Here is a 13,512-nt window from a genome sequence, read left to right as displayed (position 1 = left end):
GTAACGATGCGTGGGATTACCCCATTTTCGAGAGGACGCTAATGGCATTCGAGCCCTGTGATACTTGTTATCGAGGATAATTGTCACGAATCGATACAGTGCTAGCCCAGTAGCAGGGCAAGCAGGCACGGATAGAAGTGTCAGCATGGAGGGATGACAGGCTATGAATAAGCAGGCGCTCAGCGAACGCGACATCTGCACCAAGTTCATCACGCCGGCTTTGGAACAGGCCGGATGGGACGTCCTGACCCAAGTGCGCGAAGAATTCCTGCTGACCAAGGGCCGCATCATCGTGCGTGGCAAACTGCACACACGCGGTCAGCATAAGCGCGCCGACTACGTGCTGTTTCACAAGCCCAATCTGCCCATCGCCGTCATCGAAGCCAAAGACAACAAGCACGCTGTTGGCTCGGGCATACAACAGGCTCTTGGCTATGCCGACATGCTGCAAGTACCTTTCGTGTTCAGCAGTAATGGCGATGGCTTTCTGTTTCACAACAAGATCGCCAAGGACGGTGTGATCGAGCGCGAACTGAGCCTGGATGAGTTCCCCAGTGCCGATACGCTGTGGCAATGGTGGGCAGAGCATCAGGGGTTGAGCACGCAGCAACAGGCTCTGGTAGCCCAGGACTACTACAGCGATGGCAGCAACAAGACGCCCCGTTACTACCAGTTGCTCGCCATCAACAAGACCATTGAGGCGATTGCCAAGGAGCAGAAGCGCATTCTGCTGGTGATGGCCACGGGCACAGGCAAGACCTACACCGCCTTCCAGATCATCTGGCGGCTGTGGAAGTCGCGTGCCAAGAAACGCATCCTGTTCCTGGCGGACCGCAACATCCTGGTCGATCAGACCATGACCAACGACTTCAAGCCGTTCGGCGCGGCGATGACCAAGATCCAGAAGCGGCAGGCCAACAAGTCGTATGAGATCTATCTGTCGCTTTACCAGGCCGTCACCGGTAACGAAGAAGAACGGAACATCTACAAGCAGTTCAGCCCGGAATTCTTCGATCTGGTCGTGATCGACGAATGCCACCGAGGCAGCGCCGCCGAAGATTCTGCCTGGCGCGAGATCCTGACGTATTTCCATTCCGCCACACAGATCGGCCTGACCGCTACGCCCAAGGAAACCAGGGACGTATCCAACATCGACTACTTCGGCGAGCCCATTTACACCTACTCGCTACGTCAGGGCATCAATGATGGCTTTCTCGCACCCTACAAGGTAGTGCGCATCGACCTGGACAAAGACCTGACCGGCTGGCGTCCCGACAAGGGCATGCTCGACAAGCACGGCAACGAGATCGAAGACCGGATCTATAACCAGCGTGATTTTGACAAGACGCTGGTACTGGAACAGCGCACGCACATGGTGGCGCGCAAGATCAGCGAATACCTGAAGGCCAGCAACCGCTTTGACAAGACCATCGTCTTCTGCGACAACATCGACCATGCCGAACGCATGCGCCAGGCGTTGGTCAACGAGAACGCCGACCTGGTGGCGCAGAACCATCGCTATGTCGTGCGCATCACCGGCGACAATGAAGAAGGCAAGATGGAGCTGGACAACTTCATCTTCCCGGAAAGCAAGTATCCCGTCATCGCGACTACCTCCAAGCTGATGACTACGGGCGTCGATGCCCAAACCTGCAAGCTCATCGTGCTGGATCAGCGCATCCAGTCCATGACCGAGTTCAAGCAGATCATTGGTCGCGGAACGCGTATCAACGAAGACTTCGACAAATACTGGTTCACTATCCTCGATTTCAAGAAAGCGACCGAGCTGTTCGCCGATCCTGCTTTCGACGGCGATCCCGTGCAGATCTATGAGCCAGGCCCCGGCGAGCCACCGCTTCCGCCGGATGAAGAAGATGAGGAGGCGTCGCCTGACGATGAATCCACCTATCCCATGCCGGACGACAACCCCACGTCTCCTGGCGGCGTAGCCGAGCCCCTGCCAGGCGAGGAAGGCAGCAATGTGCGCCGTTACGTTGTCGCCAACGTCGAGGTCAAAGTGGTGGCCGAGCGGGTGCAGTACTTCGACGCCAACGGAAAACTGATCACCGAGTCCCTGAAGGATTACACCCGCAATACCCTGGCCAAAGAATTCGCATCGCTCGATGATTTTCTGCGCCATTGGAGCAGGGCCGAGAAGAAGCAGGCCATCATCGACGAGCTGGCTCAACAAGGCATCTTCTTCGAGGCTTTGGCCGACGAGGTGGACGAGCAATCAGGCAAGGATTTCGACCCTTTTGACCTGCTATGCCACGTAGCTTGGGACCAACCCCCACTCACGCGCAAGGAGCGGGCCGAGCAGGTCAAGAAGCTCCATTACTTCGCCAAGTACGGCGAGCAGGCGCAGAAGGTGCTCGAAGCCCTGCTCGACAAGTATGCCGACGAAGGCGTGGCCGCCATCGAGGAAACGCAAATTCTCGCTATCGCTCCCTTCAACCGTCTGGGCACACCGATCGAACTGGTGCGTGCCTTTGGCGGCAAGACCCAATACCAACAGGCCGTGGGCGAGCTCGAGCGTGAGCTCTACCGTGCCTGACCAGAACTAGACCCAGGAAGTATTCATGTCACTTGCAACTCTCATCAAAGCTATCCAGGACATCATGCGCAAGGATGTCGGCGTCGATGGCGACGCCCAGCGCATCAGCCAGATTTGCTGGCTGTTGTTCCTGAAGATTTTTGACGACAAAGAACAGGAGTGGGAACTGACCCAGTCCAGCTACCGTTCGCCGCTGCAAAGCCGCTTTCGCTGGAGCAACTGGGCCAAGGATCCGGAAGGCATGACTGGCGAAGAGCTGATCGACTTCGTCAACAACGACCTCTTTCCTTCCTTGAAACAGCTTGCCACCAAGGCCGGCGTGTCCGCACAAGGCCGGGTGATCGGCTCGGTGTTCGAGGATGCCTACAACTACATGAAGTCGGGCACGCTACTGCGCCAGGTGATCAACACCATTGAAGAGGACGTGGATTTCAACTCGTCCAGCGACCGGCACCTGTTCAACGACATCTACGAGAAAATCCTCGCCGACCTGCAGTCGGCCGGCAACGCGGGCGAGTACTACACGCCACGCGCGGTCACGCAGTTCATGGTCGATATCCTCGACCCGAAACTCGGCGAGAGCATTCTCGACCCGGCTTGTGGTACGGCTGGCTTCCTGATTTGCGCTGTTGAGCATGTAAAAAAGCAAGAAGCGACCACCGACGACCGCAAGCTTTTGGCTGAACACATTCGTGGTGTTGAGAAGAAGCCCCTGCCGCATATGCTGGCCACGACCAACATGATGCTGCATGACATTGGTATACCCAAGATTGATCATCGAAACACGCTGGCACGCCCCCTTCAGGACTACAGCCCTCGTGAACGGGTAGACATCATCATCACCAATCCGCCGTTCGGTGGTATGGAAGAGGATGGCATCGAAAAGAACTTCCTCGCCAAATATCGAACTCGCGAGACTGCCGACCTGTTCATGGCGTTGATCATGCACCTGCTCAAACGCGACACGGGCCGTGCCGCCGTGGTGCTGCCGGATGGTTTCCTGTTCGGTGAGGGGGTGAAAACTACGCTCAAGCGCGAATTGCTGGAAGAGTTCAACCTGCACACCATCGTGCGTTTGCCCAAAGGCGTGTTCGCCCCCTATACCAGCATCGCCACCAACATCCTGTTCTTCGAGAGGGGCGGCCCCACCAAGGACGTATGGTTCTTCGAGCACCCCTACCCGGAAGGCTACAAGAGCTATTCCCGTTCCAAGCCGCTGACCATTGAGGAATTCGATCTCGAGAAAACCTGGTGGGGCGGCCCGCAGCGTAAGGGACGCAAGACTACCGAGCATGCCTGGAAGATCTCTGCCAAGGATCTGGCTGCGCGCAACTACGACCTGGACTGCAAGAACCCGCACGAGGTGGCTGTCGAACTGGGTGATCCGGACGAACTGATGGCCGAATACCAGGGCATCACCCGCCAGTTGCTGGCCGCCCAGCAAGCGCTGAGAACCGAACTGCTGGCCGCGCTCAAGACCACCAGCGGGGAGACAGAATGAGCGACAAGCCCGTGTCCCTCATCCCAGCGCCGGAAGGTTACGCCAACTGGTTGGGCGCGCTGAAGAACCGCATCCACAGTGCCCAGCAGCGGGCCGCGCTGGCCGTCAACCGCGAACTGGTGCTGCTCTACTGGCAGATCGGCCGTGACATCCTGCAACGGCAGGCCGAGCAGGGCTGGGGGGCCAAGGTCATCGAGCGGCTGGCGCACGACCTCAGGACCGCCTTTCCCGAGATGAAGGGCTTTTCCCGCGCCAACCTGATGTACATGCGCTCCTTTGCCGACGCCTGGCCGGACGCGGCAATTGTCCAACAGGCTGTTGGACAATTGCCCTGGGGCCACAACCTGGTGCTGCTGGCCAAGCTGAAGCAGCCAGAACAACGCCTGGCCTACGCCCAGCGCGCCGTGGAACACGGCTGGTCACGCGCCACACTGGAAATCCATATCGAATCCCGCCTGCTGGAGCGGGAAGGCCAGGCAATCACCAACTTCGCTGACCGTCTTCCAGCGCCGGGAACCGATCTGGCCCGGCAATCCCTCAAGGATCCCTACCTGTTCGACTTCCTGGATATTGGCCAGGAAGCCAACGAGCGGGAAATCGAGTCAGCGCTGGTCAAGCACATCACCCAGTTCCTGTTGGAGCTGGGTGCGGGCTTCGCCTTCGTCGGCCGCCAGATCCATCTGGAAGTGGGGGGGGACGACTTCTATATCGACCTGTTGTTCTACCACCTCAAGCTGCGCTGCTACGTGGTCATCGAGCTGAAAGCCGAGAAGTTCAAACCAGAACACCTCGGCCAGTTGAGCTTCTACCTCACCGCCGTCGATATGCAGGTCAAGGCCGAACAGGACAACCCCACCATCGGCCTGTTGCTGTGCAAGAGCAAGAACACCGTGGTGGCCGAATACGCATTGCGCGACAAAACCCAGCCCATCGGTGTGGCGGAATACCAATTGATCGAATCCCTGCCTGAAGAGCTACAAACCAGCCTGCCCAGCATCGAACAGATCGAGCGCGAACTGGGGGGCGAGCATGAATAAGCACTTCACCGAAATGCTGGAAAAGCATTTCGACTCCGCTTTTGCCGCACCTGATGGCATCAAGAAACTGCGCGAGCTGATCTTGACGCTGGCCATGCAGGGCAAGCTGGTGCCGCAAAATCCGAATGACCAGCCCGCCAGCAAGCTGCTGAAAGAAATTGAGGTTGAGAAACAGCGGCTGGTGAAGGAAGGCAAGATCAAGAAACCCAAGCCCCTGCCACCGGTGATGGAAAAAGAAAAGCTTTATTCGCTACCGCAGGGATGGGAGTGGACTCGAATCGGCGCTATTGGCAATATTTTCAACGGCAATAGCATTAACGCTGGAGAAAAAGAATCAAAATATGTCGGTGTCGAGGGATTGCCTTACATAGCAACCAAGGATGTCGGTTACGGCTTCGAGGCCCTGGACTATAACAATGGAATTTACATTCCTCTGGATGAGGAAAAGTTCAGGGTAGCCCACGAAGGCGCCGTGTTGATTTGCGCGGAAGGTGGCAGTGCCGGGAAAAAGTGTGGTCTGACCGATCGCGATATCTGCTTTGGCAACAAGCTCTTTGCCAATGAACTGTATGGACGGATCCCGTCACGATTCATCCTCCACGTTTATCTGTCTCCTATTTTCCGTGCATCATTTATAGCCGCGATGACAGGAATCATTGGCGGCGTTTCCATTGCCAAGTTTGTCGAGATACCCATCCCGCTCCCGCCACTTGAAGAGCAACACCGCGTTGTCTCCAAAATTAACGAACTGATGGCTCGTTGCGATGAGCTGGAAAAACTGCGTACTGCACAGCAGGGAGCACGTCTGACCGTTCATGCCGCAGCTGTCAAGCAACTGCTGAATATCGCCGAACCCGACCAGTACCAGCGCGTTCAAGCCTTCCTCGCCGAACATTTCGGCGAGCTCTACTCCGTCAAAGAAAACGTCACGGACCTGCGCAAAGCTGTCCTGCAACTAGCAGTGATAGGAAAGCTTACTAAATGCAGCAAAGATGACAGCGCCGTAAGCGAACTTTTGAAGAAGATTAAGTCTGAGCGGCTGCATCTAAAAGTTCGCGGTACAACCTTAAAACGAATTGAACCAAACAGGCTTGGCTATTTCATTCCAGAGCATTGGTCCATATTGCCCTTGGGTGAGATTTTGATCTTCGGCCCTACCAATGGGTACTCACCCAGAGCTGTTGATTACGAAACTAACGTTAAATCATTAACATTGAGTGCAACAACGTCTGGCACCTTCAGGGATGAGTGCTTCAAATTTATTGCGGAAGAAATCCCCGTTGACTCGGAGCTTTGGTTGCAGGAGGGGGATATCCTCGTGCAGCGTGGAAACACGCTTCAATATGTCGGCGTTCCGGCTATTTATCGCGGACAGCGAAATACGTACATTTATCCAGACCTAATGATGAAGTTGCGTATTTCTACCGAGCTCAACAAGGATTATGTTTATTTTGTGATGAGTGCCACACCGAGTCGTGATTTTCTTCGTGATCGAGCGTCCGGCACATCCGGAACAATGCCGAAAATAAATCAAAAAACATTGAGTAGCCTTCCGATTCCGATACCTCCATTAGAGGAACAGCATCGCATCGTCAAAAAAATTAACGAGCTGATGGCCCTATGCGACTCTCTAGAACAGCAGATCGACGCGACCACTGACAAACAAACCGAATTGCTGAGCAATCTGATTCGTGCGCAATCGCAAGGCAACGCAGCGGAAGGCCCCCAGCGAGCATCGCATACAAGAGCCCAAGTTATTGACCTCGCCGCCTACCGTGCCAACATCGGCTGCTATGCGTTCAGCAAACTCGCCAACGCCCAGTACTTCGGTCGAACCGCCGCCGCCAAGGTGATGTATCTGGCGCAAGCACACGTCGGCTTGGAACTGAATCTGAAACCCGAACGTAAAGCTGCCGGGCCACTGGATCCTTGGATTTATGATTTTGAGCGGCAAGGTCAAGACAAGCGCTGGTTCGAGGTCAATGAAAAGACCTTGGCCAACGGCAGGAAAAAGACGGAATACCGCTGCTTGTCTGCGTTGTCGGAGCCAGCAGCGAAAGCCGAAGCACTGATGTCGCCCGGCCAGAAGACTAAATTTGACCGCCTGATCTACGCTTTGGCAGACAAGAAGACCGAAGAAGTCGAGATCATAACCACACTTTTCGCGGTCTGGAACGATTTTCTGATCGATGGTGTTCAACCGACGGATGCACAGATCATCTCCGATGTTCGCGAGAACTGGCACGAAAGCAAAGCACGCTTCACCCCAGCCGAACTTGGCCGATGGCTTGATTGGCTGGGCAGGGAGAACATCATTCCTCAAGGACTGCTACCAAGGACCATGCAGCAATCAAGATTAGATATCGACTAGTGACGACTTTTTAATCGTGCCGAAGGTTGGGAAAAGATCCATGTCGTGCATGTCAATGTGAATCTTCAGCGGTGAGATCATGGCGGTGAATAATGGAGAAATAACGTGGCGCTGAATCTCTCGAAAGCGGTAGTGGGCTATTTACAGGCGCGGCCCGAGGAAAAATTCACTGCCAGGCAGATCGCCGAGTGGGTGTTCGCCACTTACCCCGCGGAGTGCCAGGAAAAACGGGCTAATAGCCGAGGTGACTACATCAAGTCGGATGCGAATTTGGTGCAGCAGCTTGTCGCGGAAATTAGCTCGCAACGCCCCCGTATGCAAACGAAGCATCCAGCTCTGAAAACTACGGAAGGACGACCGCGTAAGTACTACTACTCGGAGAAGTCGGACAGTGCCGAGGTGGCCGCCGCCGAGGGTGAGGGGACTTTGGCAGCAGCAGGTGCCGGTACTTCGGTGCTCGATGAACACGCACTGTACCCACTGCTTTCACAGTATGTCTGGGAAGAGTTCGGCATCTTTTCCAAACGCATCGACGAGAAGCGCTCATCGAACAAGCGAGGGCCGAATGGAAATCGATGGCTGTACCCGGACATGGTCGGCATGGAAGACTTAGGTGTGGACTGGCACCGGGAGGTGCGGGACTGCGTGAAGCAGTATTCCGACAAGCGCACCAAACTTTGGTCGTTTGAGGTCAAGCTGCTGATCAATCGCTCGAATGTGCGTGAGTGCTTTTTCCAAGCGGTATCGAACTCGTCGTGGGGTAACTTCGGCTACTTGGTCGCGGCGGAAATCAGTGGGCAGGACACACTGAAAGAGTTACGGATGCTATTCGCGGCGCATGGTATTGGTTTCATCAAGTTGGATGTGGACAACCCCGCTGACAGCCAAGTGCTGATTCCCGCGCGTGAACGCGATGAAATTGATTGGGACATGGCTAACCGGTTGGCCACGGAGAATCGAGATTTCCTGAACTATGTCAAATTGGTCAAGCAGTTTTACCAGACTGGCGAGGCGCGCTCGAAGGACTGGGATGTGCCCGAAGAAGAAGACTCAAGCCAGTAACGAGGTGACCACATGACCAACCTGCAATATCTGGGCCTCGCCTATCGAAAAGCGAAAGTTGATCTCTACTATTCATCCCATGCCTATCTGGATGCAATTGCAAGCTATGAAGAAAATTTGCATTCCAACCTTTCCTTGTTGCAGGAAAAGATCAATGGCGAGGATGAAATCTGGGTGACATCATCGAAATTAATCGGGACTTGGACACTGGCCACCAAGTCTGTCGAGATGGACTGCTGGGCGAAGCACAAGAAAGAAAATAACAATGGACTGATTTTCTCCTCACCCACTGATGAGTGGGAACATGCGCTGAGAGCCTTGGCGGAGAAGGAGATGCCAGAAAAGCCCAAAGCCCAAAGCCCAAAGCCGAATTCCGAATAATGGCCCGATGCAGCCTGGACTTTCATGTGCTCTCCACCTTATGGATGCTGGAAGTCGGGCATTTGTTCGATGCTAAGTTGAGCGAGTGCGCATATGGCAACCGCTTGCGCCGTACTCAAGACGGCAAAGGCATCAATAAGCTGTCGCTTGGTTCGTTCCAGCCTTATCTGAAGCCCTTCCGCGACTGGCGTGACAAGGGCATTACTGCCATGCGTACCGCGCTGGATGCCGACAAAAAGATCGTGGCATTAACGGCGGATGTCAGTTCCTTCTTATCACGAACTGAATCCCGGCTTCATGCTTAATCCGGATTTTGTCACCGATGTACTGAAACTTGAGCTAACGCAATTCCAAGTCAAGCTCCATCGTTTGTTCATTCGTGCCCTGCAGGCGTGGGCAGCGGCAACACCGCTGAAGAAGGGGTTACCCGTGGGGCTGCCAGCATCGGCCATCGTTGCCAACATGGCGCTGGTTGAGCTGGATCGCTGTATAGAGCAACAGGTTGCACCCCTCTATTACGGGCGCTACGTCGATGACATCTTGCTGGTCATGGAAAACGGCGCGAACTTTGCCTCGACGGCGGTGCTGTGGGAATGGCTGTTTGAACGGTCGCAGGAGACGTTAGGCTGGGTGGATCAAGGCAAAAACAGATTGGCTACAAGCCGACGTACCTCAGCGAAGGTGAAGGGAAGAGCCAGGTGCATTTCGCCAATGGCAAGAACAAAGTATTCATCCTGGTAGGCGAGACGGAGAGGCCGCCGACAACCTGCGCAAGGCGGATGCGTTGACCATGCGTCGAGCTGGCTTCGCCATCAAACTGCGCGACTTCGAAGCCTATGAACGCGATCTGTTGCCCGAAGCCTGGACAGCACATCGTCGTGCGTTCTTCCGTGCCTTCACCCAGCACGTGCTCGTGTTACCGCAGTTTTTCGACCTGGCTGTCTATCTGCCCTGAGTCATTCGCCTCGCCACGGCATGTGAAGACTTTGCAGATCTACGCCGGATCATCGAAGCGCTACAGAGACTCTGCCAGCAGGTACAGGAGCAATGCGACATCGTTGTCAAAGCGTGGCCCGAAAGGGAGGATAGGCCGAACGCTGCGGAGATGCTGGGGCGCTGGAAAGGGCAGCTCTTTACCAGCATCCGAGAAAGCATCACAGCCGCATTCCCACCCCGCTTATCCAAAGCGGGCAAGCAGGCGTGGCAAACCTATATGGCCAACTGTCATCCTGCCATCGACCTGAATGTCTTTCTGGCGTGGCCATTATCCGTCAAAGGCTTTCAAACACGACGCGCGCTCTACACGTCGAGAAAGCCAGGCACATGGCGCGCCCAAACCCACTGTTTCCACCCGTCACAAGAATTCAGCGATCATGAAGATCGAGCTTCATCATATTTGCCTTGTACTCACCTTGTACTTATTGAAAGCTATTGCAATGTAACAGCAACTTCATCCGTCAAGATGGGTTTTTTGACGTTTTCAAGCACGGACATGGGAAGTGCCACTGGGGCATTTTCGCAGGCCCCGCAAAGGCGATGGTGCGTTTTTTGCCGCCAGCCTACGTACACAAGATGGCTTTTCCATGACGCCCATCAACCCACTTCATGGGGCAAGCCCTAGTGACAACGCCGTTTGCTTTGTGCCAGAATTGATTGATACATAAACAAATAAACAGGAGACCCCCCATGAAGACACTCACCAGGATAGCGGGCGTGGCCCTGGCTGTCGGAACCTTGTTCGCCGCGGCCCCGGTCAGCGCGAAAGAGGTTGTCCTTCGTGCTGTCAGTTCGTTCCAGCAGGGTTCGCTTATCGAGCGTCCGTTTGCCCGCTTTGTCGAAAAGGTCAACGCCGAGGGCAAGGGTCTGGTGCAGATCAACTATATGGGCGGGCCTTCGGCCATGCCTCCGTTCGAAGTGGGCAATTCGCTGGCCTCGGGCGTCATCGACGTCGCCTTCGTCACCGCGGCGTTCTACACCAATCTGCTGCCCGCCGGCGACGGTCTGAAACTGACCGAATACTCCATCCAGGAACTGCGCAAGAACGGCGGCTGGGAATACATCAACGAACTGCACAACAAAAAGATGAACGCCTGGTACCTGGCCCGTACCGGCGACGGGGTGCCGTTCCACATGTATACGAACAAGCCGGTCGAAAAAGCCGATCTCAGCGGTTTCACCTTGCGGGTCACCCCGGTCTACCGAGCCTTCTTCGAAGCGCTCAAGGCCAACAGCATCCAGACTCCGCCTTCCGAGGTCTACACCGCGCTCGAGCGGGGCGTGGTCGACGGCTATGGCTGGCCCATCCAGGGCGTGCTCGACCTGGGCTGGCAAGAGGTCACCAAGGCGCGCGTCGATCCGGGTTTCTACACTGTGGACGTCAACATCCTGGTCAATCTCGACAAATGGAAGTCCCTCACGGACGAGCAGCGCGCCTTCCTGAACAAGATGGCCGAGTGGGTCGAGTCCACCAACGCCGAGAACGAGCAGATCAACGCAGAAGAAGCCAAGAAGCAGGCCGACGCCGGCATGACGGTCTATACGCTCGAGGGCGAAGAGCGCCAGAAGTGGCTCGACACGGCGCGCGAGGCCGGCTGGGCCCAGGTGCTCAAGGCTGCTCCCGACGATGGGCCGCGCCTGCGCGAATTGCTCTCCAAGTCCAAGTAGCAAAGGTGCTTCCGCATGACTAGACCGGGGACGGGCGCGGCGGGCTCCAACAGCGCAATAGTCAGGGCCTACGACGCCCTCATCGTAGGCCTGGCCATCATTGCGGGGGCCATCTTCGGCCTGATGGCCTTCTTCATCGGCGCCGACGTGGTGGTGCGCAACCTCACCGGCGGCGGACTGGCCTGGGTCATCGAGCTCATGGAGTACGCCATGTACGTGGCGACCGTCTTCGCCGCGCCCTGGGTGCTGCGCGAAGGCGCCCACGTCTGTGTCGACGTCGTCACGTCCAACCTGCCCAGGCGCCTCCGGCATGGGGTCAATGCCTTCGTCTGCCTGCTGGGCAGCGTCATCTGCTTCGTCATCTGCTACTACAGCGCCCTTGCCACCGAGAGGGCCTTCGAGCGGGGCAGCCAAATCTACAAGACCTTCACCATCCCCGAGTGGACGATAAGCGCGTTCGTGCCTTTCGGCATGTTTCTCGTCGCCATCGAGTTTCTGCTGTTGTTCAGGGGCGAGCTTCGCATCCTGGCGCATGCTTCTGCGCGGTAAACGGAATACGCCTACATGGACTGGATTTCTGCTCTGTTGCTGCTGACGGGATCATTGGTGGTCCTGCTCATGCTGGGCTTGCCGGTGGCCGTTACTTTCTTCGGCGTCAACATCATCGGCGCCATTGTGTTCCTGAATGGCGAGATCGGCCTCATACAGATGACCCGCAACGTGGTCACGGCCATCACCAACTACAACCTGGCGCCGATTCCGCTGTTTATCCTGATGGGCGAGATCCTGCTGCATACGGGCATGGCGTTCAAGGCCATCGATGCAATCGAGCGCCTGATCACCAAGGTGCCCGGGCGTATGGCGGTGGTGACCGTGGCGGCGGGAACCGTGTTTTCGGCCCTGTCGGGCTCCAGTATCGCCAATACGGCCATGCTTGGGCGCTCGCTCATGCCCATCATGCTGCAGCGCGGCTACCACCCCACGCTGTCGATGGGCCCCATCATGGCGACAGGCGCCATCGCCATGCTGATTCCCCCCTCGGCGCTGGCGGTGCTGGTGGGCAGCCTGGCGGGCATGTCGATCTCGCGGCTGCTGCTGGCCGGCATCATCCCGGCGCTGCTCATGTCGCTGCTGTTCTTCGCCTACATCGTCGTCCGCGCCAAGCGGCGTCCCCAGGACGCACCGCCCGACGATCCGGTCGAGCGCACACGCGCTGAACGCTGGAAGCCCTTTCTTGTCTATGTGGTGCCGCTGTCGGGCATACTGATCGTGGTGGTGGGCACGCTGATCCTGGGCATCGCCACGCCGACCGAATCGGCCGGCCTGGGCGTCATCGCATCCGTTGTGGCCGCCGCGGGCTATCGCAGTCTTTCATGGCAGGCCATCAAGACCACCCTGGCCGAAACGGCCAAGACCAGCACCATGATTCTCTTCATCATCATGGCCTCGACCACATTCAGCCAGATCCTGGCGTTCTCGGGCGCCACCAGCGGTGTGGTGACGCTGGTGACGGGGTTCGGGGCCGACCCGCTGGTAGTGCTGATCATGATGATGGTCGTATTGCTGATCCTGGGCTGCTTCGTCGATCAGGTCAGCATGGTCATGATCACGGTGCCTCTGTTCATTCCCATCGCGCATGCAGTGGGTCTGGACCCGATCTGGCTGGGCGTGATCTATCTCATCACCATGGAAATGGGTTTCCTTACTCCGCCGTTCGGCCTGCTTTTATTCGTCATGAAGGGCATCGCCCCGCCCGAGATCCGCATGTCGACCGTATACAAGGCTGCCGTGCCCTTCCTGGCGATCGAGATGTTCGTCCTGGTGCTGATCCTGATCTTTCCGCAAATCGCCCTATGGATGCCTAGCCTAATACGTTAGGCGCATAGGCGCTCCCGCTTGCGCGCAGCGGCGTCTCGGCCGAAAATGGCCTTGTGACATTGGA

12 protein-coding genes are annotated in these 13,512 nt (G+C 56.6%); all 12 read left to right on the top strand.

All coding sequences use genetic code 11. From position 1 onward, the window contains the following. Positions 1–163 precede the first annotated feature (163 nt). Positions 164–2,554: an EcoAI/FtnUII family type I restriction enzme subunit R gene (hsdR, locus tag CSC67_RS00430; RefSeq protein ID WP_118992552.1), complete on the top strand. Its 2,391-nt coding sequence runs from the start codon at positions 164–166 to the stop codon at positions 2,552–2,554. Positions 2,555–2,579: 25 nt separating this feature from the next. Then, on the top strand, positions 2,580–4,055 hold the full coding sequence (locus CSC67_RS00425; RefSeq protein ID WP_118992551.1) for a type I restriction-modification system subunit M: 1,476 nt from the start codon (positions 2,580–2,582) through the stop codon (positions 4,053–4,055). Further along, on the top strand, positions 4,052–5,092 hold the full coding sequence (locus CSC67_RS00420) for a PDDEXK nuclease domain-containing protein (protein WP_118992550.1): 1,041 nt from the start codon (positions 4,052–4,054) through the stop codon (positions 5,090–5,092). Before CSC67_RS00425 ends, CSC67_RS00420 begins: the two co-directional genes overlap by 4 nt. Continuing rightward, complete coding sequence (locus CSC67_RS00415) at positions 5,085–7,463, top strand: restriction endonuclease subunit S (RefSeq protein WP_118992549.1); 2,379 nt, start codon at positions 5,085–5,087, stop codon at positions 7,461–7,463. Before CSC67_RS00420 ends, CSC67_RS00415 begins: the two co-directional genes overlap by 8 nt. A gap of 105 nt (positions 7,464–7,568) precedes the next feature. Next, positions 7,569–8,525, top strand: coding sequence for a COG2958 family protein (locus CSC67_RS00410; protein WP_118992548.1), 957 nt, complete (start codon positions 7,569–7,571; stop codon positions 8,523–8,525). A gap of 12 nt (positions 8,526–8,537) precedes the next feature. After that, positions 8,538–8,906 carry a hypothetical protein gene (locus CSC67_RS00405; protein WP_118992547.1) on the top strand — a complete coding sequence of 123 codons (369 nt, stop codon included), beginning with the start codon at positions 8,538–8,540 and terminating at the stop codon, positions 8,904–8,906. A 26-nt stretch (positions 8,907–8,932) separates the two neighbouring features. Then, complete coding sequence (locus CSC67_RS00400; protein ID WP_135227412.1) at positions 8,933–9,211, top strand: hypothetical protein; 279 nt, start codon at positions 8,933–8,935, stop codon at positions 9,209–9,211. Then, the gene (locus tag CSC67_RS21430) at positions 9,204–9,647 is read left to right on the top strand and encodes an RNA-directed DNA polymerase (RefSeq protein WP_209304244.1); all 444 of its coding nucleotides are present in this window, start codon (positions 9,204–9,206) and stop codon (positions 9,645–9,647) included. Before CSC67_RS00400 ends, CSC67_RS21430 begins: the two co-directional genes overlap by 8 nt. 49 nt (positions 9,648–9,696) lie before the next feature. Next, positions 9,697–9,861: a hypothetical protein gene (locus CSC67_RS21425; protein ID WP_209304243.1), complete on the top strand. Its 165-nt coding sequence runs from the start codon at positions 9,697–9,699 to the stop codon at positions 9,859–9,861. 731 nt (positions 9,862–10,592) lie between these two features. Next, positions 10,593–11,570: a TRAP transporter substrate-binding protein DctP gene (gene dctP / locus CSC67_RS00390; RefSeq protein WP_118992545.1), complete on the top strand. Its 978-nt coding sequence runs from the start codon at positions 10,593–10,595 to the stop codon at positions 11,568–11,570. A gap of 15 nt (positions 11,571–11,585) precedes the next feature. After that, a complete protein-coding gene (locus CSC67_RS00385) occupies positions 11,586–12,119 on the top strand; it encodes a TRAP transporter small permease (protein ID WP_118992544.1) in 534 nt (177 codons plus the stop codon). A gap of 15 nt (positions 12,120–12,134) precedes the next feature. Further along, positions 12,135–13,448: a TRAP transporter large permease gene (locus tag CSC67_RS00380; protein WP_118992543.1), complete on the top strand. Its 1,314-nt coding sequence runs from the start codon at positions 12,135–12,137 to the stop codon at positions 13,446–13,448. Positions 13,449–13,512 lie beyond the last annotated feature (64 nt).

This window comes from Pusillimonas caeni (assembly GCF_003545815.1).
Lineage (GTDB): Bacteria > Pseudomonadota > Gammaproteobacteria > Burkholderiales > Burkholderiaceae_B > Pusillimonas > Pusillimonas caeni.
The sequence above is the reverse complement of the archived record's forward strand: the minus strand, read 5'-3'. Positions and strand labels throughout refer to the sequence as shown.

Bases quoted from the DNA above. Each gene is read 5' to 3' on its own strand.
- dctP (WP_118992545.1), top strand. From the start codon at position 10,593: ATGAAGACACTCACCAGGATAGCGGGCGTGGCCCTGGCTGTCGGAACC.
- hsdR (WP_118992552.1), top strand. From the start codon at position 164: ATGAATAAGCAGGCGCTCAGCGAACGCGACATCTGCACCAAGTTCATC.
- CSC67_RS00425 (WP_118992551.1), top strand. From the start codon at position 2,580: ATGTCACTTGCAACTCTCATCAAAGCTATCCAGGACATCATGCGCAAG.
- CSC67_RS21425 (WP_209304243.1), top strand. From the start codon at position 9,697: ATGCGTCGAGCTGGCTTCGCCATCAAACTGCGCGACTTCGAAGCCTAT.
- CSC67_RS00385 (WP_118992544.1), top strand. From the start codon at position 11,586: ATGACTAGACCGGGGACGGGCGCGGCGGGCTCCAACAGCGCAATAGTC.
- CSC67_RS21430 (WP_209304244.1), top strand. From the start codon at position 9,204: ATGCTTAATCCGGATTTTGTCACCGATGTACTGAAACTTGAGCTAACG.
- CSC67_RS00380 (WP_118992543.1), top strand. From the start codon at position 12,135: ATGGACTGGATTTCTGCTCTGTTGCTGCTGACGGGATCATTGGTGGTC.
- CSC67_RS00415 (WP_118992549.1), top strand. From the start codon at position 5,085: ATGAATAAGCACTTCACCGAAATGCTGGAAAAGCATTTCGACTCCGCT.
- CSC67_RS00405 (WP_118992547.1), top strand. From the start codon at position 8,538: ATGACCAACCTGCAATATCTGGGCCTCGCCTATCGAAAAGCGAAAGTT.
- CSC67_RS00420 (WP_118992550.1), top strand. From the start codon at position 4,052: ATGAGCGACAAGCCCGTGTCCCTCATCCCAGCGCCGGAAGGTTACGCC.